The following is a 22,528-nucleotide window of genomic DNA, read 5'->3' as shown; positions in this document are numbered from 1 at the left end:
GGGTCCGGTCGATCTGCAGCAGCACCACGCTCAGGCCCTCGGCCCGGGCCTGCGCGACCATGTCGTCGATGTGCCGCTGGATGCCCCCGCCCCAGCTGTGCGTCACGTAGAGCAGCGCCCGGCCGGCGAAGTGCCGGGCCAGCCGCGCCCGGTCGAGCCGCGCCCGCCCGCGCCGGCCGGGATCGGCCTGGACGAACTGCCCGACGCGGGCCGGGTAGTCGGGGTGCTTGGCGAGCAGCGCCGCCTGGCCCTGGTCGTACTCGCCGCCCGCGTCGAGCCCGAACGAGATCTGGCCGGCGTGGTGGACGAACACGTCCTCGGCGAGCAGGTTGACGAAGCCGGCCTTGATGGCGCGCAGGCACCAGTCGTTCTCCTCGCCGTAGCCCTTGCCGAAGGCCTCGGCGTCGAGGTCGCCGACGGCGTCGAGGGCGGCGGCGGTCATGTACATGCAGAAGCCGACGCCGGTGGGCACGGGCACGGCGCGGCCGCGGTTGACCTGCGCGGCCACGCGGTCGAGGTCGGGCCGGGCGATCTCCAGCGGCATGGTGTTGTTGGCGTTGAAGCGCGGGTAGGAGCAGATCGTGGCGTTGTTGGACAGCGGCGTGACGCTGCCCACGGGCAGCCCCGCGCCCATCCCTGCCCCGGCCCCGGCCCCTGCCCCAGCCTCTGCCCCTCCTTCCGTGCCGGACCCGGCCCGAGGCTCGGCGTTGTGTTCGGCGTTGTGTTCTGCGTGGGCGACGAGGCGGTCGAGCCAGTCGCCGAAGACTTCAGCGTCGGAGTTGAGCAGGACGACGGCGCGGCCCTGGCGCAGGCCGAGGGCGCGGTTGACCGAGCGGACGAAGCCGAGGTTGCGCTCGTTCTCGACGAGGTGGAACAGGCCGCGGCCGGCGAGGGCGGCGAGGTCCGCGGTGAGCTGCGGGTCGGGGGAGCGGTCGTTGACGGCGAGCAGGGTGAAGGGGGTGGCCTGGGGTGCCGACAGGCAGGCGTGGAGGGCGCGCAGGGTCTCGCCGCGGCCCTTGTAGACGGGGACGATGACGACGACGCGGGCCTGCGCGATGGGCAGGGCCCGGGGCAGGCGGTCCCAGTCGTCGGCCGCCGGGGCCTCCATGGGCGGGTAGGTGCCGAGATCCTCGGGGCAGCCCATCAGCCCGGCGGCCCGGCCGGTGCGCACGTAGTGCAGGAACGGCGACTCCCCGGGACCCAGCAGGTGCCCGTAGGTCTCCCGGTAGAACGCGATCGAGAAGGTCTTGCTCGGGTCCCGGCCCTCGTGCTGCCCGTAGGCGACGAAGTGGGCGAGCGGGGCGTCGGCGGCGTCGGGGTTGCGCTTGGCGTAGAAGGCGGCGTCGAAGAACGGCGCGACCGTCCGGGCCTCGTCGGCCAGCGCCGCCTCCCGCGAATCCGGCGTGCCGTAGCGGGGGTGGAAGGCACCGGCCGCGATGTCGGTGCCGTGCATCAGCGCCGTGGCGAGGCGGTGGACGAGGGGCGCGAGGCCCGTCTCGCGCATCCCGGGATGCGCGTCGGCGTAGGCCTGCCCGTCGAAGTCGGGCCTGGGGTTGCGGCCCGCGCGCCAGCCGGTGTCGCAGTAGTCGCGCACCGCGTCCTGCGCCTCCGACAGGCCGTAGCGCGCCCGGTAGAAGCCGTGGTCGAAATGCCCCGCCACCAGACGCGCCTGCAGGTCCAGGAACGCGTCCCGCTCGAGGGTCTCCTGCCCGATCGCCCCGAGCCAGCCCGTGTCCTCCACCGGCGCCCGCGCCGGCCGCAGCCCGCAGACCCGCAGCAGCGCCGCCAGCGTCGAGCGCCCCGGGCCGGGATCGCGCAGCTCCCGCCAGCCCGCCTCGGCGAAGTGCAGGAACGGCTCGCGCCCGCCCACGTCCGGGTAGGTCGCCCGGTACCACGCCGCGTCCACCGCCGGCAGGTTCAGCCGGTGCGGCCCCGCGAACGGCTCGGCCCCCGTCAGCCGGGTCTCGGCGACGTAGCGGAAGAACGGGTCGTCCGCGACCGCCCGGCTGCCGGCCCGCGCCTGCACGTAGCCGGCCGGGTCGAAGTCCGGCCGCGGGCCGATCCGCGCCCGCCAGCCCTCCGCCACGTAGTGGCGCAGCAGCGCCGTGTCCGGGGCATCGGCCAGCGCCTCGGCCTGCGGTCCGGGCAGGCGCTGCCGGTAATGGGCGGCGTCGAAGTAGGGGGCGAGGGTCTCGACCCGCAGGGCGAGCGCGGCCTCCGGGTCGGGGCGGGCCGATCCGCCGTGGAGGACGTAGTGCACCAGCGGGTTCCGGGTGGCGAAGGTGATCCCGCGGCTGAGGCAGTAGGCCAGGGTGTCGAAGTGCGGCGCCGGCTCGCGGCCCTCGCGCCAGCCGGAGGCCATGTAGTGGTCGACCGGGTCGACGCCGGCGGCGGCGAGGTCGGGGTTGCCGGCGAGGTAGAAGGCGCCGTCGACGAGGCGGCGGGCGAGGCGGTGGGCCTCGGCCGTGTCGGGCTTCGGCAGGGCGGCCGCCTCCCCCTCCCCTTCACGTCCGGCGCGGCGGCGCGCGAGGGCGTGCAGGAGCGGGTTGATGCCGGCGCGGGCGAGGTGGGGATGGGCGGCGAGGTAGGCGGCGGAGTCGAAGTCGGGGCGCGGGTCGCGGCCCGCGCGCCAGCCGTGGACGAGGTAGTCGCGCACCGGGTCGGCCGCGATCCCGTACCAGCTCGCGTAGAACGCCGTGTCAAAGTGCGGGGCCAGGGCGGCGATCAGGCGCGCCTCGAGATCCGCGCCGGTCGCGGCGCCCGCCCAGCGTCGGTGCAGCGCCGCCGGCGTGGCCAGCGGGTCGCGCAGCCGGCCGAGGCGGCGTCGCATCCGCGTCAGGGCCGAGATCCGGCCGGTCCCGTCGGAGTCGCGGCGCATCTCAGGACTCTGCGGAGGGGCGTTCGCCGCGGGCCGTCACGGGGCGCGGGATCCATCGGCCGCCCGCCGGGCGGGCGCCGTCGAGGCGCGGGGCTCTGATCGGGTCATGGGCGGCAGCTGGCGGGCAGCGTCGGAGGCGCGAGGCGGCGCGGGAGCGATCGTCCTGTCGGACACAAGTCGCACTAGCGGAACCGGCCGAATCCGTAAACCGCGGGGCGCCGCCGGCGTCCGCGCCGCGGGCCATGCCGCGGGTCATGCCGCGGACCGGCGGAGGGGCCTTGCTGCCGACCGTATTTCGATATATCTGAAAATTCGTCATATCGAAATCGAGTCGTCTCCATGCATCCCTATGTCTCGGACGGCCTGCACGCCGATCCCTTCGACGCCTTCCGCGTCCGCGCCCATCGCGGGCCGATGGGCGGCGACCCCCGCGGACGGCACGGGCCCCACGGCCACCCGGGTCGCGGTCCCGGCGACCGCCGGATGTTCGGCCGCGGCGGCCGCGGCGACCTCGCGCGCTTCTTCGCCCACGGCGACCTGCGCCTCGTCATCCTCCACCTGATCGCCGAGAAGCCGCGCCACGGCTACGAGATCATCAAGGCGATCGAGGAGCGGGTCGGCGGCGCCTACAGCCCGAGCCCCGGGACCGTCTACCCGACGCTGACCCTCCTGGAGGAACTCGGCCACGTCACGGTGACCCCCGGGGAGGGCACCAAGCGGCTGCACGCGATCACGCCCGAGGGGCAGGCCTTCCTGGACGGCAACCGCCCGACCCTCGAGGCGATCCTCGCCCGGATGGCCGAGGCCGAGGCCGCCCGGGGCGACGGTCCCCCGCCCTCGGTCGTGCGCGCCAAGGAGGGGCTGAAGCTCGCCCTGCAGATGCGGCTCGCCCGCGGCCCGCTCAGCGCCGAGCAGGCCGCCGCCATCACGGCGGCCCTGGAGGCGGCGACCGCCGCGGTGGAGCGGGCGTGACGGGCCGTCCCGCGCCCGTCACCGGACCCGTCATCGGACCCGTCACCGGACCCGTCACCGGGACGCGGCCGGTGCCCGACCCGCGGCTCGGCAGCCTCGTCCTCGGGATCACCCTGTTCCGGCCGCGGCCGGACCAGGTGGCGCGCGTCCGGGCCCTGGCCTCGGCCGGCGACGCCGCGGTGATCGCCTTCGACAATGGCGGCCTCCCGGCCGGGACGGCCGACCAGCTCGCCCGGGCCGGCGTGACCCTGCTGTCGGCGGGCACGAATCTCGGCATCGCCGAGGCGCTCAACCGGATCGCGGCGGCCGCCCGCGCCGCGGGGGGCGGGATCCTCCTCCTCCTCGACCAGGACGCCGAGCCGCCCGCGGATCTCGCCGCCGCGCTGCTGGCGGCGCGGGACCGGCTGCGGGAGGCCGGGATCCCGGCGGCGGTGGTGGGCCCGGCGCCCGCGCCGGCACCGGGCCACAAGGCGCCGGCCTACCCGCCCCGTCCCGGCGCGCCGGCACGCGACGGCCTCGCTCCCGTGCAGTTCCTGGCGACCTCGGGCTCGCTCGTCGACCTCGACGCCTTCGCGCGGGTCGGGCCGTTCCGCGGCGACTTCTTCATCGACGGGGTCGAGCTCGAATGGTGCTTCCGTGCCTGGAGCCTCGGCTACGGCTGCTACCGAGCCGACGCCGTCGCGATCCCGCACCGCGTGGGCGGCGGGACGATCCGGGCCTTCGGGATCACGATGCCGCGCCAGCCCCTGTTCCGCATGGCGACCTACCTGCGCAACGCGATCTACGCGTGGCGGCTGCCGCACGTGCCGCCGCGCTGGAAACTCGCCCAGGCCGCCTACCTGCCGCTCCAGGCCGGGCTGTACTGGGCGGATTCGGGCTTCCGGCCCGCCGTGCTGCTCAGGCTCCTCGCGGCCGCGCGCGACGGCGCCCTCGGGCGCCTCGGGCCGCCCCGGGACCTGCCGCGGGACCTGCCCCGGGACCTGCCGTGACCGACCGCCCTGCCCTCGACGTCGTGATCGTCAACTGGAACGGCGGCGGCCTGCTGCGCGCCTGCCTCGCGAGCCTCGCGGCCGCGCGGGACGCCGCGGCCGTGCAGGTCACCGTGGTGGACAACGCCTCGACGGACGGCTCCACCGAGACCCTGCCCGCCCTGCCCCGCCCGCTCCGGCTGATCCAGAACACCGCGAATCTCGGCTTCGGCCGGGCCTGCGACCAGGGCGCCGCCGCCGGCGACGCCCCCGCGATCCTGTTCCTGAACCCGGACACGCAGGTCGCGCCCGACGCGCTCGGCGTGGCCCTGGCCGCCCTGGCGGCCGACCCGCGGACCGGGATCGTCGGCGCGCGGCTCGTCGACCCGGACGGGCGGACCGCGCGCTCCTGCGCCCGGGCGCCCTCGGCGCTGGGCCTCCTCGGCCGCGCCCTGGCGCTCGACCGCCTCGGCCTCGTGCGGCCGCACTTCCTGCTGGAGTGGGACCACGCGGAGGACCGCGCCGTCGACCAGGTGATGGGCGCCTTCCTGATGATCCGCCGCGACCTGTTCCGGAGCCTCGGCGGGTTCGACCCGCGCTTCTTCGTCTACTGGGAGGATGCCGACCTCTGCGAACGGGCCCGGGCGGCGGGCTTCGCGGTGCGGCACGTGGCCGGGGCGGTCGCCCGCCATGTCGGCCAGGGCACGACCCGGCAGGTGCGGGCGCGGCGGCTGTTCTACTTCCTGCGCAGCCAGATCCTCTACGCCGGCAAGCACCACGGCGCCGCGACGGCCCTCGGCCTGGCGGCGGCGAGCTTCGGCGCGCAGGTGCCCCTGCGGCTCGCCCTGGCTCTCGCCCGCCGCTCCCCCCGGGAGGCCGCGGAGGTCCTGCGGGCGGCGGGCCTCCTGGCCGCGGCGCTGCCGGGGCTCGTGCCGGACCTCCTGCGGGCCGCGCGCGTGCGGCCCGCCGCTTGAGCGGGCCGGCGATGCCGCGCCCTGTCCGCGCGCCCGCCGCGCAGGGGCCGGCCGCCCGATCGACCCGGACGCGGCCGTGAGCCTGCCGATCACCGGCGACGGCCGGTTCTGGGCCCTTGCCTTCCTGGGCCTCGGCTTCCCGGCCTGCCTCGCGCTGGCCTGGATCGGCCTGCCCGGCGAGTCCCCGTCCACCTCCGCCCTCGCCGTGGGCGGCCGGCTCGCCGGCATCGCGGCGTTCCTGGGCCTGGGGCTCGCCGCCCTGGCCCTGGCGACCCGGGGACGGGCCGCGCTGTTCGCGCTGCTGTGCTTCCCGGCCTCGCTCGCGGCTGCCTCCGGACCGGACGGGCCCGTCCTCGCGCTGGCGGCGCTCGCGGCCGCGCTGCTCAGCCCCCGGCCGATGACGGGCCGGCACGGTTCGGTGCGCCGCGCCGGCGCGGCGCTGGCGATCGCCCTGGTGGTGCTGGCGCGGCCGGCCTGCGCGCCCCTCGTGGGGATGCTGCTGGTGCCGTTCCCGCCCCCGGGGCGACGCGTCCGCGCCTGGCGGGAGCGGCTGCCGCTCGCCGCGCTCGCCCTGCTGCCGGCTCTCCTGTCGGCTCTCCTGCCGGCGCTGCTGCCGGCCGCGAGCCCCGGGCTTCCGCCCCCCGGCGCGGCGGGGGGCGGATTTGTGTCCCTGCCCGTCCCGCTGCCCGGGTTCCTCACCGGGGTCTGGGCCGCCGCGCTGCTGGTGCCGCCCGTCGCGCTGCGGCGCGGCCCCCTGCCCCCCCCCGCGGAGCGGCTGTGGCTCTCGGGCTGCGCGCTCCTCGGCCTCTGGCTGGCGGTGCTGCCGCGGGCCCTCGCCCCGGCGGGCGGCCTCGGGGGGATGCAGGCCCGGGACCTGCTGCCGCTGGCGCCGATGCTGATCCTGGCCTTCGCCCGGGGGCGGATCGGTACCGCGGCGGCCCTGCGCTGGCCGGCCCTGCTCCCGGTGCTGGCCGCCGCCCTCGACGCGGTGGTGCTGCCGATGATCGCGCTGCGGGCGTAGCGGGCGCTCAGTCCCGGTCCAGGAACTCCAGGAGCGCCCGGTTGAAGGCCTCGGGCCGGGTGACGCTGTGGGCGTGGCCGCCCTCCGGGGCGAGGGCGAGCCGGGCCTTGGGCAGCGCCGCCGCCAGCCGCTCGGACCGGGTGTAGGGCACCAGCACGTCGTCCCGGGCGGCCATGACCAGGGTCTCGTGGCCGATCGACCCGAGACGGTCCGCGATGGTGAAGCGCTCCAGGGCGGCGATGCGGGTCAGCACGGTCTCGGCGCCGGGGAAATGCGCCAGGGCCTGCGCCGCGTCGGCTTCGACCCGCTCGGCCTCCGCGGAGAGCCAGGGGGCCGGGTACAGGAAGATCGCCTGGGCCCGCACGTAGGCCTCCGGCCCGCCCCCGGCCAGGATCGCCCGGCGGGCCGCGAAACAGCGGCGCGTGGCCGGGTCCATCGCGTCCCAGCCGTTGATCACGACGAGGCGCCCGACCCGCCCGGGGGCGTCCAGCGCCATCTGGAGGGCGATCAGGCCGCCGAGCGCGTGGCCGACCACGTCGGCCCGGTCGATCCCGGCCGCGTCCAGCACCCCGAGCGCGTCCCGCGCCATGGCGGGAACGTCGTGGTCCGGCGCGAGCCGGCCGGGCGAGCGCCCGGTGCCGCGGTGGTCGTAGGTGACGACCCGGAACCGCGCGGTCAGGGCCGCCATCTGCGGCGCGAAGTAGCCCGCCGCGCCGCCGAGGCCCGGCGAGAGCAGCACCGGCCGCCCGCCCGCCGGGCCGGCCACCGCGTGGGGGAGCGGGCCCATCAGCGGCCGATATGGGCGATCGCGGCGATCTCCACGCGGGCCTCGGGCTTCACGAGGCCGCACTGGATGCAGTAGCGCGCGGGCTTCTCGCCCGGGAAATACTCGGCGTAGACGGCGTTGATCGCCGCGTAGTCGGCCCAGTCCGCCAGGAAGACGTGGTTGAAGGTGACGTCGTCCATGGTGCCGCCCGCGGCCTCGACCACGCCCCGGATGGTCTCCAGCACGTGGCGGGTCTGGGCCGCCGCGTCGCCGGCATGGACCACGTTGGCCTCCGCATCGAGCGGCAGCGTGCCCGAGACGTACAGGATCCCGTCGGCCAGGGTGCCCGGCACGTAGGGGGCCAGCGGCTTGCCGGTCCCCGGCGGTATCACGACCTGCTTGGGCATTCCCCTGCGCCTCCCGCGCGCGACCTTTGGGCCCGGCCGGGCAGGCCGCGCGGGAGGCCGCGTCGCGGCGGTCTTCGCGCACCCTGCCGGTCACCGGCCGGGGGCGCGATGCACTTATCCGGCCAGATCGCCGCCGGATGTACCGCCGGATGTATCGATGCCGGCGTGTGAGGACGCCCCGAGGGCGGCCTCGAAGGCGGCGACGTCCGAGACCCAGCCGAAGAAGGTCTCGATGTTGGCGAGCGCCGCGTGCTGCAGGCTCTCCGGCCCCGCCTGGTGCGTGGCGTCGGCCAGCACGATCCCGAAATACTCCCGGTGGAACCCGTCCCGCAGCGTCGACTCGACGCAGACGTTGGTGGCGATGCCGGTGAAGACCAGCGTGGTCACGCCCCGGGCCCGCAGGGTGCTGTCGAGGGGCGTGTTGTAGAAGCCGCTGTAGCGCGGCTTGCCCATCACGATGTCGCCGGGCTCCGGCCTCAGGGCGTCCACCAGCGCGTAGTCCCAGGATCCCTTGGCGAGGAGCTGCGCGTTCGCTTCAGGATTCCGCCGCATCGTCTTGAGGGCGTTGGATTTGTGCCAGTTCGGCGAGCCCGGGCCACCGGCCTCGACATAGGCCGGGTCCCAGCCGTTCTGGAACCACAGGACCGGGATGCCGGCGGATCGCGCCGCCGCCACCGCCCGGGCGATCCGGGCGATCACCGGGCCCGTGCCCGAGACGTCGAAGCCGGCCCGGTCGAGGTAGCCGCCCGGGCTCGCGTAGGCGTTCTGGACGTCCACCACGATGAGGACCGTGGTCGCGGGATCGAGGGCGATCGGCTCCGGGCGGGCCGGCAGGACGACGCCGCCGTGCCGGCCCTGGGCGTCGCGGTAACCGGCGGGGCGATCCATCTGGCGATCCATCGGTCGGTCCATCGGGCGGTCCATCAGGCGACCTCGGGCAGTGCCGCCGCCGTCACGTGCCGGCGCGACCGCATCAGGGGCTGGATCCGGGTCCCGAAATCGTCGAGGCCCTTGAGGAAATCGTCGAAGACGAGCAGCACGCCCTCGACGCCGTCGATGGTCATGACGGCGTCGAGCATCGCGGCCACGCTGGCGTAGCTGCCCACCAGGGTGCCCATGTTGAGGTTCACCGCCGAGGTCGGGTCGGCGAGCTGGCGCACGTTGGTGTCGCTGCCGGACTTGGTGTCGGCCGCGCCCTGGACGCCGAGCCACGCGATCGCCTCGGCATCCGCGCCCGCCCTGTAGTGCGCCCAGGTCGCAATGGCGGCGTCGTCGGTCTCGTCGGCGATGATCATGAACAGCGCGAAGGCGGTCACCCGCCGCCCGGTCCGCGCGCCGGCCTCGGCGAGCTTCTCCACCACGGGCGCGAAGGCGGTCGGCGTGTTGATCCCCTTGCCCAAGCAGAAATTGTAGTCGGCGTACTGGGCCGTGAAGGCCAGCCCGGCGCCGCTCTGACCGGCGCAGATGATCTTCACCGGCGCCTGCGGCCGGGGGCTCAGCCGGCAATCGGTCATCTGGAAATACGTGCCCTTGCGGTCGCTGGCGCCCGTCTCCCACAGGTCGCGCAGGATCTGGGCGTACTCGGCCAGGTAGTCGTAGCGCTTGGCAAAATACTCGTCGCCCGGCCACAGGCCCATCTGGTCGTATTCCGGCTTCTGCCAGCCGGTGACGAGGTTCAGGCCGAAGCGCCCGTCGGAGATCGAATCGATGGTCGCGGCCATGCGCGCCACGAGGGCGGGCGGCAGGCACAGGGTCGCCGCGGTGGCGAACAGCCGGATCCGGGTGGTGACGGCGGCGAGCCCCGCCATCAGGGTGAAGGATTCGAGGTTGTGGTCCCAGAACTCGGTCTTGCCGCCGAAGCCGCGGAGCTTGATCATCGACAGGGCGAAGTCGAGCCCGTAGCCCTCCGCCTTCAGGGTGATCGCCTTGTTGAGCGCGAAGCTCGGGCGGTACTGCGGGGCGTTCTCCGACAGCAGCCAGCCGTTGTTGCCGATCGGGATGAACACCCCGACGCTCATGGCCGGTGCCGGACGGGCATCGGCGCTGTCGTCCGCGTGGCTCTGCATCATCGTCCCGCGCTCCGCCCGGTCGGTTCCCCCGGAACCGAGTCGACGCCCGGAGGCTCGCAAAACAGCGGCGGAGGGTCAAACCCGCGCCGCCCGTCGGGCGCGAAAATGCCCATCTTTCCAGCGACTTGCACAACCAGAGCGCGATGCCTGCCCAACCCGTGCGCGCGTCCCGACCGGCCGCGCCCGTCCGCCGGGACGCGTTCCACCGCGCTTGAGCGCGCTTGAGCGCCGCGACGTCCGCGCGGCGCGATGACCGGTGACGGCGCGGCGATCATCGTCGGCACGATCGCGGACCGATCGCGGACCGATCGCGGACCGATCACGAACATTGTCGTGGGCGTGGCGGAGACCATCTTCCCGTGACGATGATGGATCTCGGTCCGACACTGCCGGACCTTGCCGGACTTTGCCGGACCTTGCCGGAGTGACAGCGATGCGCGCGTGGCCCGCCCTGCTCCTCGTCCTCGGCCTCGCGGGGCCGGTGGCGGCCGACGAGGCGGGGCGCGCGGCGGCCCGGGCGGTCATCGCCAAGCAGGAGCAGGCGCTCGGCCGCGACGACGCGCAGACCGCCTACGAGCAGGCCGCGCCGGGGATCCGGGAGCTGTTCCCGAATGCCGACCTGTTCATCAGCATGGTCCGGAACCAGTACCGTCCGGTCTACCGCCACCGCAGCTTCGTGTTCGGCGAGGCGCGGGACACGGACCCGGCGGGCGTGGTCCAGTCTGTGGCGATCCAGGACGAGTACGGCGTCGACTGGACGGCCGAGTACAGCCTCGCCCGCGACGCGGACGGGCAGTGGCGCATCACCGGCTGCCGCCTCACCAAGGCGCCCGGCACGCGCGCCTGAGGACGCGCGCAGGAGAGCGCGCCCCCGAGGGGCGCCCGCCGCCGGCGCGGCGGGCGCGGAGGCCGGGCTCAGGGCCGGAACGTCCCGAGCTTCTCGAGCATCTGCAGGGTGACGTCGGCGCAGGCCCTGGTCGTGTCGTCGTCGGCGCACTTCACGTCGACCCGCGCGTCGCCGCGCTCCAGCACGATGTGGGCGGCCCGCGACGGCGGAGGCGGGGGCGGAGGCGGCGGGGGGCCGTCCGGGCCGGGACCGCGGCGCGGGTCGCCGGGGGGCGGGGGTGGCGCGCCGGCCTCGGGGCCGGGCCTCGGGCCGCCGGGCGGCGGCGGCGGGGCCTGCGCGAAGGCGACGGTGCCGGACAGCAGTGCCGCGACGCCCGCGAGGGCGATGATTCGGGTCATGTCGGCTCTCTCCGAGACGGGATCCGCCCCGGCGGCTCAGGGCCGCGGGGCGGTCCGGCTCTAGGACGCGGCCGGGCAACCGGCCCTGAACCGGCCCGTTCAGCCTCGGTTAAACCGCTGGCCCCGCCCCGTGCGCGCCCGGCAGCCAGAGCGGCGGCGCTCGGCTTTCGACAGGTCCGCCGGCATCGTGTAGAGGGGGCGCCTTCCCTCGGAGGACCCCGTGCTCCACGTCTCGACTCGCGGCGCGGCCGCGCCGCTCTCGTTCTCGGACGCGCTCCTGGCGGGCCTCGCCCGCGACGGCGGGCTCTACGTGCCGCAGACCTGGCCGCAGATCGGCCGTTCGGAGATCGCCGCCCTGGCGGGCCGGCCCTACGCGGAGGCCGCCAAAAGGGTGCTGCGCCCGCTGATCGACGGCGACGTCGCCGGGCCGGACCTCGACCGGATGATCGACGCGGCCTACGCGACGTTCCGCCACCCGGCGGTCTGCCCGCTGACCCAGCTCGACGACAACCTGTTCCTGCTGGAGCTCTTCCACGGGCCGACGCTCGCCTTCAAGGACGTGGCGATGCAGCTGCTCGGGCGGCTGATGGACCACGTCCTGGCCGAGCGCGGCGCCCGCGCCACCATCGTGGGCGCGACCTCGGGCGACACGGGCTCCGCCGCCGTGGAGGCCTTCGGCGGCCTCGACCGGGTCGACGTGTTCATCCTCTACCCGCACGGGCGGGTCTCGGAGGTGCAGCGGCGGCAGATGACCTCGGTGCCGGCGCAGAACGTCCACGCGCTGGCCGTCGACGGCACGTTCGACGATTGCCAGAACCTCGTCAAAGCCCTGTTCCAGCACGCCGATTTCGCCGACGCGGTGCGGCTGTCCGGCGTCAACTCGATCAACTGGGCCCGGGTCGCGGCGCAGGCGGTCTACTACTTCACCAGCGCTGTGGCGCTGGGCTCCCCCCACCGCCCGGTCTCCTTCGCGGTGCCGACCGGCAATTTCGGCGACGTGCTCGCCGGCTGGGTCGCCAAGCAGATGGGCCTGCCGGTCGAGCGGCTGATGATCGGCACCAACGCCAACGACATCCTGGTGCGGACCCTGGAGCACGGCGCCTACGAGCTGCGCGGCGTGGTCCCCACCACCTCGCCCTCCATGGACATCCAGATCTCGTCGAACTTCGAGCGGCTGCTGTTCGAGGCGCTGGGGCGCGACGCCGCGTCCCTGTCGCGGCTGATGGCCGGTCTGAAGCAGTCCGGCGGGTTCTCGCTGAACCCCGAGGTGCTGGCGACGGTGCGGGCGGAGTTCGACGCCGTGGCGGTGCCGGAGCCCGACGTCATGGCGGAGATCGCCCTGACCCAGGCCGCCACCGGCGTGGTGCTCGATCCCCACAGCGCCATCGGCGTCCGGGCCGGGCGGCGGCTCCTGGAGCGGGACCCGGCGACCCCCGTGGTGGCGCTCGCCACCGCGCATCCCGCGAAGTTCCCGGACGCGGTCGCCCGGGCGACCGGCGGCCTGCGCCCGCCCCTGCCCCCGCACCTCGCCGACCTGATGGACCGGCCCGAGCGCCTGACCCGGGTCGCCAACGACCAGGCCGCCCTGGAGGCACTCATCCGCGAGCGCGCCCGCATCACGAGGGGTGCGTGAGCCCGGCGCGCGTCACGCGACGCGTCCCCTCTCCCGTGCGGGAGCAGGGACCCGCGCCGCATCCGGCCCCCTCCGCGACGAGGCGTCGATGAACCAGCATTTCTCCACCCACGCCGCCTCGCCGTCCCTGCGCACCACGCGGCTTCCAAACGGCGTCACGGTGGTGACCGAGCCGATGCCCGGTGTCGCCACCGCGAGCCTCGGCGTCTGGGTCGGCGCCGGCTCGCGCAACGAGCGCGCCGACGAGGCGGGCCTGTCCCACCTCATCGAGCACATGGCCTTCAAGGGCACCCGCACCCGGTCGGCGCAGAAGATCGCGGAAGAGATCGAGAATGTCGGCGGCGAGATCAACGCCGCCACCTCCACGGAGGGCACCAGCTACACCGCCCGGGTGCTCGGCGAGGATGCCGGCCTCGCCCTCGACGTGATCGGCGACATCCTCACCGACTCGGTGTTCGACGCGGGCGAGCTCGCCCGGGAGAAGGGCGTCATCCTGCAGGAATACGCCGCCGTCGAGGACACGCCGGACGACGTGGTCTACGACGCCTTCACGGAGGCGGCCTTCCCGGACCAGCCGGTCGGCCGGCCGATCCTCGGGCGGCCCGAGACGATCCGGAGCTTCGACGAGGCCGGGATCCGCGCCTATCTCGACCGGGAATACACGCCCGACCGCATCGTCGTGGCGGGCGCCGGGGCCGTGACCCACGAGGCGATCGTGGCGGCGGCCGAGCGCCATTTCGGCGCTCTGCCGGCCAAGACCGCCCCCGCCTCGGTGCCGGGAATCTACGGCGGCGGTGAGCGGCGGATGCCGCGCAAGCTCGAGCAGGCCAACGTGGTGATCGGCCTTCCGGGCCTCTCCTTCCGGGACGACCGCTACTACGCGCTCCACATGTTCGCGCAGGTGCTGGGCGGCGGCCTGACCTCGCGGCTCTGGCAGGAGGTGCGCGAGACCCGCGGCCTCGCCTACGAGATCCAGGCCTTCCACTGGCCCTTCTCCGATTGCGGCCTGTTCGGAATCGGCGCCGGCACCGCCGGGGCGGACCTGCCCGAACTCGTCGACGTGACCCTGGCGGCCACCGCCCGGGCGGCCCGCGACCTCGACGCCACCGAGATCGCCCGCGCCAAGGCGCAGCTGAAGGTCTCCCTGCTCTCGGCCCTGGAGACGCCGGGCGGGCGCATCGAGCGCAACGCCCGCCAGATCCTGGCCTGGGGCCGGGTGATTCCCGCCGGGGAGGTGATCGACAAGGTCGACGCCGTCACGGTCGAGGACGTCCGCGCCGCGGCGGCCGCGATGCTGCAGGGCACGCCGACGCTGGCGGCGATCGGCCCGATCCGCAAGCTGCCCGCCCTCGACAGGATCGCGGGCGCGCTCCGGGGGGCGTAGGGCAGCTTGCGGATCGGGCCGATCGCCGCCAGCGTCTTTGCGAGCGGAGACCCCCCGCAACGGCCGGACCCCGCCCCGCCCAACTTGATTTGGCCGCAAAGGGGCGCGATCCGCGGGCGGTGGACCGGCCCCGGGGCGACCTTGCCCCAGGTCAGGTCCGCGCCTATCGATCGAGGCCGCCCGGGCGGCCGATGCCGAAGCTCGCACGGCCGGAAGTCAAGACACCCTTGCGCATCCTCGCCCTCCTCCTGACCCTGGTCGGCGGTCTCGTCGGTGCCCTCGCGCTCACGCTCGCCGCGAGCCCGCCCGCCCAGGCCGTGGAGGCGGTCCGCGTCACCCTCGACGCGCCGGTGATCGACCTGACCACCGCGATCGAGCGCTACCGCTCCGACGGCGACCTGATCCAGATCTCCACGGCGCCCGGCAAGGACGGCATCGTCCGGCGCATCGTCGTGAAGGCGCGCGACGCCGGCGCCCGGCCCGACTGGATCGTGTTCGCGCTCACCAACGACACCGACGAGCAGATCGACCGCATCCTGGTCGCCCCGCATTTCCGGCTGGTCGATTCCGGGGTGATCTGGCCCGATCTCGGCGGCTCGCGCATCGCCGCCATCACGGCGAGCCAGGGCATCCGGCCCGAGCGGGACGAGAACCCGGAGGCCGACCAGTTCACCATCACGCTCGATCCCGGCGCCACCGTCACTTACGTGGCCGAGCTGCGCGGCTCCAACGTCCCCCAGCTGCGCCTCTGGGACCAGGACGCCTACCGCCGCAAGACCGCCGGCCTGACCCTCTACAAGGGCATCATCATCGGGATCAGCGGCCTGCTGGCCCTGTTCCTGACCATCGTGTTCGTGGTCAAGGGCGCGATCATCTTCCCGGCCGCCGCCGCGCTCGCGTGGTCGGTGCTGGCCTATGCCTGCATCGATTTCGGCTTCCTGCAGCGGGTGTTCCCGGTCACCGAGCTCGCCGAGCGGGTCTACCGCGCCTCCGCGGAGGCGGTGCTCGGGGCGACGCTGCTGGTCTTCCTGTTCGCCTATCTCAACCTCGCCCGCTGGCACGTGCGCTACAGCCACGTGGCGTTCTTCTGGCTCGCCTTCCTGGCGGGCCTCGTCGGGCTCGCGGTGTTCGACCCGCCGGTGGCGGCGGGCGTGGCGCGGATCTCGATCGCCGCGGTGGCCGGGATCGGCCTGCTGCTGATCGTCTACCTCGCAGCCCATAACGGCTACGACCGGGCGATCCTGCTGGTGCCGACCTGGCTCCTGCTCGTCGTCTGGGTGACGGCGGCGGGCTTCGCGGTCACCGGCCAGATCGGCAGCGACCTCGTGCAGCCGGCCCTGATCGGCGGCCTCGTGCTGATCGTGATGCTGATCGGCTTCACGGTGCTCCAGCACGCCTTCGCGGGCGGCGGCCTCAGCCACAGCCTGGTCTCCGACACGGAGCGGCGGGCGCTGGCGCTGACCGGCGCCGGCGACGTGGTGTTCGACTGGGACGTGCCAGCCGACCGGGTCTTCGTCGGCCCTGAGATCGAGGGCCAGCTCGGCCTCGCCCGCGGCACCCTGGAGGGGCCGGCCACCAACTGGCTGGGCGCGCTCCACCCCTTCGACGTGGAGCGCTACTCGGCCGCCCTCGACACGGTGATCGAGGAGCGGCGCGGCCGCATCGTCCACGATTTCCGCCTGCGCTCGGAGGCCGGCACGTTCTTCTGGTACCGGCTGAAGGCGCGGCCGGTGATCGGCGCCGACGGCGAGGTGATCCGGGTGGTCGGCACCATCGCGGACGTCACCGAGATCAAGACCGCCGAGGAGCGCCTGCTCCACGACGCCGTGCACGACAGCCTCACCGGCCTGCCGAACCGCGAGCTGTTCGGCGACCGCCTCGACGCGGCGCTGGCCTTCGCCGGCCAGGACCAGCGCCTCAAGCCCACCGTGATCGTCCTCGACGTCGACCGGTTCAAGGGCATCAACGACGCGATCGGCCTGTCGGCGGGCGACTCGATCCTGCTGACCCTGTCGCGCCGCCTCGGCCGCCTGCTGCGCCCGCAGGACACGCTGGCCCGTGTCGCCGGCGACGAGTTCGCGGTGATCCTGCTCTCCGAGCGCGACCCGGACCGGATCCTGGCCTTCGCCGAGATGATCCGCCGGGCGATCGCCACGCCGATCACCTACGCCGACCGGGAGATCTTCCTGACCGTCTCGATCGGCCTCGCCCTCTACGAGGCCGGCGCCAACCTGAAGCGCGACGAGGTGTTCAAGAGCGCCGAGATCGCCATGATCCAGGCCAAGCGCAACGGCGGCGACCGGATCGAGGTGTTCCGCGCCCACATGCGCACCGACCGCTCGGACCGGCTGATGCTGGAGAGCGACCTGCGCAAGGCGATCGAGCGCAACGAGCTGCGGGTGCTGTTCCTGCCGGTGGTGCGGCTCGAGGACCGCACCGTGGCGGGGTTCGAGACCGTGCTGCGCTGGGACCACCCGAAGCTCGGGCGCATCCCCGCCTCGACCTTCCTGCCGCTCGCCGAGGAGAGCGGCTTCGTGGTCAATCTCGGCATCTTCGCCCTGGAGCGCACGGCTCTCGAACTCGCGGCGTGGCAGCGCTCCCTGGAGGTCGAGCCGCCGATCTTCGCGGCCTGCAACCTGTCCTCGCGCCAGCTCCTGCGCCACGACCTCCTGCACGACGTGAAGACCGTGCTGGCCCGCTCCGGGGCCCTGCCCGGCTCGCTCAAGCTGGAATTCAGCGAGAGCCTCGTGATGGAGAACCCGGAATACGCCGCCCAGATGCTGGCGCGGATCCACGACCTCGGCGCCGGCCTGTGCCTGTCGGATTTCGGCACCGGCTACTCGGCCCTCTCCTATCTCCAGCGCTTCCCGTTCGACACGATCAAGGTCGACGCGACCTTCGTGCGCCAGATCGGCACCGGGCAGACCGCGATCCTGCGCTCCATCGTGCGCATGGCGAGCGAGCTGAACCTCGCCATCGTGGCGGAGGGCTGCGAGTCCGAGGCCGACGCCCAGGCGCTCGCCGGTCTCGGCTGCGAGTACGCCCTCGGCCCGGCCTTCGGCGAGCCGATGACCATGCTGCAGGCCCGCCAGATCGTCGGGGCCGCCCCGGAAGCGGCCTGAGATTCGGTCCCGACGGGCCAGTCCGGTATCCTGCCGACCAACGATCCACGCGGCGGCAGGTGACGCGATGACTCCGGACCAGATCAGGCTCGTGCAGGACAGCTTCGCGAAGGTGCGGCCGATCGCCGGGACGGCGGCCGACCTGTTCTACGGCCGCCTGTTCGCGGTCGCCCCGCAGGTGCGCCCCCTCTTCCCCGCGGACATGACGGAGCAGAAGCAGAAGCTGATGGCCATGCTCGGGCTGGCGGTGGCCAACCTGAACCATCCGGAGACCGTGGTGCCCGCGCTCCAGGATCTCGGGCGCAAGCACGTGGCCTACGGCACGCAGGACGCCCACTACGCGCCTGTGGGGGCGGCCCTGCTGTGGACCCTGGAGCAGGGCCTCGGCGCGGACTTCACCCCGGAGGTCCGGGAGGCCTGGACCCAGACCTACGCGCTGGTTGCCCAAGTGATGAAGGCGGCGGCCGCGGACGCCGCGTGAGCGGCGCGCGAGCGCGCGTGCGGATGGCCTGAGGGCCGCCGCAGGGCTCCGATCCGGCGAAAGTCGCGGATCGGTTTAAGTTCGCCTTAACCATGTCCGATCAAGCTCCTGTTGATAGGCGGGCCCTCCAGCGCCCGCGATGGGGATGGGTCGGATGGCCGAGGCGGCACGGCGTTACCAGCAGGCGGGCGGCTCGGACCTCGTGCGTCGCCTGATGGCCCGGCCGGTCCGGCTGGAGCAGCAGGTCCGGACCCGGATGCCCCTCCGCGACCCGCGCCGCGTCGACGCGTTCGCCGACGCCTATGCCGACGAGGCCGCGGACGACGCGGAGGCGCTGGCCGAGGCCGACGCGATCGTCCGCCTCGAGACCGAGTTGCAGGTGATGAAGGCGGTGCTCCGGGCCCAGCGGCAGGAGGTCGAGTCGCTGCGGGCGCAGCGCCAGCTCCTGACCGAATCGGCCCCGACCGACGATGTCCGCGCGACCCGCGAGCGCTGGGCGGCCCTGGTCGACTCGCTCCTGATCCGCGCCCGCTGATCCGTCACCAGGGCATGCGGGGGAGAGCCATGGGGGCGCGCTGCTCGCTCGTCGTCAACGGTCGGTCGGTCCGCGTCTCGACCGGCGACACGCCGCTGGAGGCGGCGCTGGCCGAGGGCATGATCGCGCCGCTGCAGGCGCAGTCCGGCAACCTGCTCGCCGGCCAGGGGATCGCTCAGGGGATCGCTCAGGGCAGCGCGGCGCCGTCCGGCCGCCGCCATCCGGCCCGCCGGGCCCGGGCCGAGGCCCTGCGCCCGGCCCTCCCCGGCGCCCCGATCCAGGGCCAGGAGGAGGCGCCGCCGCCGCCGGTCGCCGTCCGCAAGGGCACGGTCACGGAGATCCGCCGGCTCAGTCCCGGCATCCTCGAGATCGTCGCGACCCTGACCCGGCGCCCGACCGGCGAGCCCGGCCACCAGGCGCTGGTGACCTTCGCGGGGCTGCCGACGCGGACGCTGTCCCCGACCCTGCGGGTCGACGGCACGACCGAGATCAACGACGTGGTGTTCCACGTCGCCCGCGACCCCGAGGGCGATCCGCTCGACGGGCTCCGCCTCGACCAGCCGGTGCGCCTCAAGGGCCCCGTCGGCCGGGGACAGTACCGCCCCGGGGGCGGCCGGCTCGTGCTGGTGGCGGCCGGCGCCGGCTTCGGCGCGATCTGGGCGATCGCCCGGGCGGCCCGCTACGTCGAGCCCGCCCGCGAGATGGCCCTGGCCATCGGCGCCCGCGACGCCCTGGACCTCTACATGCGCGAGAGCCTGGACTGGCTGCGCCGCACCGGCGTCGGCCGGATCGTGCTCTGCGCCGATCGCGGCCGCCAGCGGCCGCCGGACGTGCGCTCCGGCCCGCTCAGCGCCCACCTGCCGAGCCTGCGCGCCACCGACGTGGTCCACGTGGCGGGCGACGTCTCGACGGTCGGCGCCGTGCAGGTGCTCGCCGCCTCGGTGGGCGCCCGCTGCTACCCGATCGTGATCGACTGAGCGCCGTCGCCTCGACGCGGCGGCGCCCGGCTGCTACCGGCGCCGGCGCGGCCGCACGGGGCCGGTCCTGAGCCCGATCCGAGTCCGATCCGAGCCCCGATGATCCGCGTCCTCTGCCTCGGCTACAGCGTCACGGAGCTGCCGGGCTACGTCGAGCGGGCCAACGCCCTGGCCGAGGCCGAGGGGCGCCCGGTCACCTTCCTCCGCAGCGGCTGGGGCGGCCATTCCCTGCCCTCCATCGCCGCCCTGATCGACGAGATCCTCGACGCGCTCCCCTGCGACCGCGTCCTCCTCGAGCTGTTCACCGGCAACGTCCGCTACTTCGACGGCGCGACGATGCGGGCCTATCTCGACGACATCCTCGCGGCGACCGCCCGGCGGGACCTGCCCGTCGCCTTCCTCAACCTCCACCAGGGCGGCGTCGACTACGCGGCCGAGCCCGTCGCCGGCCTGCTGGCGGAGTACCGCGCCCTCTACGGGATCCCCTATCTCGACATCGCCGCCCCGGTGGCGGCCGCGGGCGCGGGCGACATCACCTACCTGCTGAAGGACGCGACCCACGTCACGCCGGCGGGCGCCGACCTCTACGGCACCCTGGTCTACAGCTTCCTGCGCGCGCCGCCGCCGGGGCGGGCCTATATCGACCGGTTCCGGACCCTGCCGGGCCGGTTCGAGGCCCTGCCGCTGCGCGCCCTCCCCGGCCTGACCTGCGGGTTCGCCCTGCGCCGCAACGGCATCCCGCTGGACTTCCTGGAGATCCCGGAGGGCACGCGCGTCGCCGTTCCCCTGGGACGCCCCCGCGACGTGATCGGGCTCCTCGTGACCTACGGGCCGCGGGCGGGCACGCTGACGGTCGAGGATCCGGCGACCGGGCGCGCGCGGACCCTCGTCGCCTACGACGAGTTCTCTTACTACACGCGCGCGATGTTCCGCAGCGTGACCCTCCCGGCGGCGCGCGCGCTGACGATCGCGCAGTCGGCGGAACGCCCGGACATCGCCCTGCGCAAGGGCGTGCCGGATCCGGGCCCGCGGATCGGGCGCGTGTCGCACGTCGTCTGCCGGCGCAGACTCGGCCTCGCCCCGCGCGCCGCCCGCCAGCTTCACCGGCTGCGGCGCGGCCTGCGCCGCGTCGGGTTGCGGCTCGGGCTCGTCCGAGGCGCCTGACCCCGGCCCCGTTCGGGCATAGTCATGCAGGCACCAGCGTTTGAATAACGCACCATTATGGCATTCGATTTATCGATCTCTGTAATTATCAATTCAGTCTCTGTATCGGTTCGCGTACTCATGCGCGCGAAGAGTGATCTGATCGATCGTGGCTTCCTGTTCGTAGCGTGTGATAAGCTGTGCCGGTGACGCCGGCGGAGATCGAACGGAATGCGGATCCTGCGCGATGCGAACCTGCATGTAAAAATGTCCGCGCCGCTCTTGTTCATGGTGATCGTGTGCGCTGCCTCTGCCGCGTACTCGCTCAGAGAACTCAGAGCGATCGAGGAGAGAGATAGATTTTTGGTGGATTACTATTTCGCGAGGCTCGAGATCTTCTCACGTGTCCGCGAAAAATTCGTCGATGCGGCGCTCATGAACCGCAACCTCATCATCGGCGAGCCGAAAGGCGACATCCCCCTCTTCCGCAAGCGCTACGACGCCTCCGTCAAGGCCGTGGCCGACGGCATCGAGACGCTGGAACAGGGCTCGCGGCGCGCTGAGATCGCGGCTCTGCAGCGCCAGATCGGCACCGTCGCCCGGGACTATTTCGACCTGCTCGACCGCTCCAATTACCTCGCGCTCCGGAATGACCGGCCGGCGGCGATCCAGGTCGGCGTGGTCGCCAGCCGGGAGGTCCGGGCGCAGTTCGATCGCGCGGCCCAGGCGTACGAGGCGGCGGCGGCGGCCCGCCTCGGCGAGGCGAAGATCGCCACGCAGCAGGGGGCCGAGCAGGCCCGGACGGTCCTGATCGGCGCCACGGTGGCGGGCCTGCTCGTCGCCCTGGGACTCTCCGCGGCCATCGTCGTGGTCGGTGTCACGCGGCCGCTCCACCGCCTCGTCGCCGCGCTGCGGCGCGTGGCGCAGGGCGACGGCGCGGCCACGATCGCGGAGGCGCGGCGCGGCGACGAGATCGGAGCGGTCGGCCGGGCGGTCGAGGCGATCCGGAGCTTGATCATCCGCAACGCCGAGGCGGAAGCCGAGGGCCGGCGGCGCGCGGACGCCGCCGCGGCCGCGGCCCGCAAGGAGGCCACGATCGGTCTCGCCCGGACCTTCGAGGCGGCGGTGGCCAGGATCGTGGATCGGGTCTCGACCGCCGCGGGCGAACTCGAGGGCACCGCCCACCAGATGACCGCGACCGCCCAGGAGACGGCCAGCCAGTCCGGCGCGGTGGCGCTGGCGGCCGAGGCGGCGGCGGTCAACATCGGCGCGGTGGCGGCCGCGACCGAGCGGCTCGGCAGCGCCATCCAGGCGATCGGCCGTCAGGCGGGCGGCTCGTCCGAACTCGCCCAGCAGGCGGTCGGCGAAGCCGACCAGACCGCCGGGCTCGTGGCCGAGCTGCGGCAGGCGGCCTCCGAGATCGGCGACGTGGTGCGGCTGATCGCGTCCATCGCCGAACAGACCAACCTGCTGGCCCTCAACGCCACCATCGAGGCGGCGCGCGCCGGCGAGGCCGGCCGCGGCTTCGCGGTCGTGGCGGGCGAGGTGAAGGCCCTGGCCGAGAAGACCGCGCGGGCGACCGACGGGATCGCCGCGCAGATCGGCCGGATCCAGGGCGTGACCGGATCCGCGGTCGGCGCCATCGGCACGATCATCGACCGGATCCGCGAGATCAACGGGGTGGCGATCGCGATCGCCGCGGCCGTGGAGGAGCAGGGCGCCGCGACCCGGGAGATCGTGCGCACCATCGCCCAGGCAACGCGGGGCGCCGCGGAGGTGACCGGCACCATCGCCGGGGTGGCCGAGGCCTCCGAGCGGACGGGGGTCGCGGCCGACCACGTGCTCACGGCAGCCACCGCCTTGTCCCGTCAGTCCGAGGGGCTCTCGGCGGAGGTCGGGCGGTTCCTGGCCGACGTGCGCGCAGCCTGAGGGCGGCGCGCGGCCCGCTCCCGC

19 protein-coding genes are annotated in these 22,528 nt (G+C 74.3%); 13 read left to right on the top strand and 6 right to left on the bottom strand.

Annotated elements, in window-relative coordinates:
* A partial coding sequence (locus BM314_RS12700) for a glycosyltransferase (protein ID WP_091978329.1) occupies positions 1-2,878 on the bottom strand: 2,878 nt, incomplete at its 3' end.
* Between the two features lie 339 nt (positions 2,879-3,217).
* Between BM314_RS12700 and BM314_RS12695 the strand changes: the two genes are divergently transcribed.
* From BM314_RS12695 to BM314_RS12680, 4 genes are all read left to right on the top strand, one after another.
* On the top strand, positions 3,218-3,850 hold the full coding sequence (locus tag BM314_RS12695) for a PadR family transcriptional regulator (protein ID WP_020093357.1): 633 nt from the start codon (positions 3,218-3,220) through the stop codon (positions 3,848-3,850).
* A complete protein-coding gene (locus tag BM314_RS12690) occupies positions 3,847-4,839 on the top strand; it encodes a glycosyltransferase family protein (protein ID WP_244539927.1) in 993 nt (330 codons plus the stop codon). Before BM314_RS12695 ends, BM314_RS12690 begins: the two co-directional genes overlap by 4 nt.
* Complete coding sequence (locus tag BM314_RS12685) at positions 4,836-5,792, top strand: glycosyltransferase family 2 protein (protein ID WP_091978328.1); 957 nt, start codon at positions 4,836-4,838, stop codon at positions 5,790-5,792. The genes BM314_RS12690 and BM314_RS12685 overlap by 4 nt, the downstream gene beginning before the upstream one ends.
* Before the next feature lie 76 nt (positions 5,793-5,868).
* Positions 5,869-6,813, top strand: coding sequence for a DUF2142 domain-containing protein (locus tag BM314_RS12680; protein WP_091978327.1), 945 nt, complete (start codon positions 5,869-5,871; stop codon positions 6,811-6,813).
* Between the two features lie 7 nt (positions 6,814-6,820).
* On the opposite strand, the gene rutD is transcribed toward BM314_RS12680, so the two are convergent.
* The 4 genes from rutD to rutA all read right to left on the bottom strand — a co-directional run bounded on the left by rutD (position 6,821) and on the right by rutA (position 10,004).
* A complete protein-coding gene (rutD, locus tag BM314_RS12675; protein WP_170868098.1) occupies positions 6,821-7,603 on the bottom strand; it encodes a pyrimidine utilization protein D in 783 nt (260 codons plus the stop codon).
* Positions 7,600-7,986, bottom strand: coding sequence for a pyrimidine utilization protein C (rutC, locus tag BM314_RS12670; protein WP_020093352.1), 387 nt, complete (start codon positions 7,984-7,986; stop codon positions 7,600-7,602). Before rutC ends, rutD begins: the two co-directional genes overlap by 4 nt.
* Positions 7,987-8,100: 114 nt before the next feature.
* Positions 8,101-8,886 carry a pyrimidine utilization protein B gene (rutB, locus tag BM314_RS12665; protein ID WP_280142550.1) on the bottom strand — a complete coding sequence of 262 codons (786 nt, stop codon included), beginning with the start codon at positions 8,884-8,886 and terminating at the stop codon, positions 8,101-8,103.
* 23 nt (positions 8,887-8,909) lie between these two features.
* Complete coding sequence (gene rutA, locus BM314_RS12660) at positions 8,910-10,004, bottom strand: pyrimidine utilization protein A (RefSeq protein ID WP_091978338.1); 1,095 nt, start codon at positions 10,002-10,004, stop codon at positions 8,910-8,912.
* A 484-nt stretch (positions 10,005-10,488) separates the two neighbouring features.
* Here rutA and BM314_RS12655 point away from each other — a divergent pair, with 484 nt between their 5' ends.
* Entirely contained in the window at positions 10,489-10,902 is a 414-nt protein-coding gene (locus BM314_RS12655) for a DUF4864 domain-containing protein (protein WP_091978325.1), read from the top strand.
* Positions 10,903-10,970: 68 nt separating this feature from the next.
* On the opposite strand, the gene BM314_RS29970 is transcribed toward BM314_RS12655, so the two are convergent.
* On the bottom strand, positions 10,971-11,300 hold the full coding sequence (locus BM314_RS29970; protein WP_107353635.1) for a hypothetical protein: 330 nt from the start codon (positions 11,298-11,300) through the stop codon (positions 10,971-10,973).
* Between the two features lie 220 nt (positions 11,301-11,520).
* Between BM314_RS29970 and thrC the strand changes: the two genes are divergently transcribed.
* From thrC to BM314_RS12610, 8 genes are all read left to right on the top strand, one after another.
* Positions 11,521-12,933: a threonine synthase gene (gene thrC, locus BM314_RS12645; protein WP_091978324.1), complete on the top strand. Its 1,413-nt coding sequence runs from the start codon at positions 11,521-11,523 to the stop codon at positions 12,931-12,933.
* 88 nt (positions 12,934-13,021) lie between these two features.
* On the top strand, positions 13,022-14,317 hold the full coding sequence (locus BM314_RS12640; RefSeq protein ID WP_091978323.1) for a M16 family metallopeptidase: 1,296 nt from the start codon (positions 13,022-13,024) through the stop codon (positions 14,315-14,317).
* 191 nt (positions 14,318-14,508) lie between these two features.
* Positions 14,509-17,439, top strand: coding sequence for an EAL domain-containing protein (locus BM314_RS12635; protein WP_091978322.1), 2,931 nt, complete (start codon positions 14,509-14,511; stop codon positions 17,437-17,439).
* 67 nt (positions 17,440-17,506) lie between these two features.
* Positions 17,507-17,920, top strand: a complete 414-nt coding sequence (locus BM314_RS12630) for a globin family protein (RefSeq protein WP_091677354.1) — start codon at positions 17,507-17,509, stop codon at positions 17,918-17,920.
* Between the two features lie 154 nt (positions 17,921-18,074).
* Entirely contained in the window at positions 18,075-18,455 is a 381-nt protein-coding gene (locus BM314_RS12625) for a hypothetical protein (protein ID WP_020093344.1), read from the top strand.
* Between the two features lie 29 nt (positions 18,456-18,484).
* Positions 18,485-19,432, top strand: coding sequence for a ferredoxin reductase domain-containing protein (locus tag BM314_RS12620; RefSeq protein WP_091978321.1), 948 nt, complete (start codon positions 18,485-18,487; stop codon positions 19,430-19,432).
* Between the two features lie 99 nt (positions 19,433-19,531).
* Positions 19,532-20,596, top strand: a complete 1,065-nt coding sequence (locus BM314_RS12615; protein WP_091978320.1) for an SGNH/GDSL hydrolase family protein — start codon at positions 19,532-19,534, stop codon at positions 20,594-20,596.
* Between the two features lie 210 nt (positions 20,597-20,806).
* A complete protein-coding gene (locus BM314_RS12610; RefSeq protein ID WP_170868095.1) occupies positions 20,807-22,504 on the top strand; it encodes a methyl-accepting chemotaxis protein in 1,698 nt (565 codons plus the stop codon).
* Positions 22,505-22,528 lie beyond the last annotated feature (24 nt).

The organism is Methylobacterium sp. 13MFTsu3.1M2 (assembly GCF_900112625.1).
Lineage (GTDB): Bacteria > Pseudomonadota > Alphaproteobacteria > Rhizobiales > Beijerinckiaceae > Methylobacterium.
The sequence above is the reverse complement of the archived record's forward strand: the minus strand, read 5'-3'. Positions and strand labels throughout refer to the sequence as shown.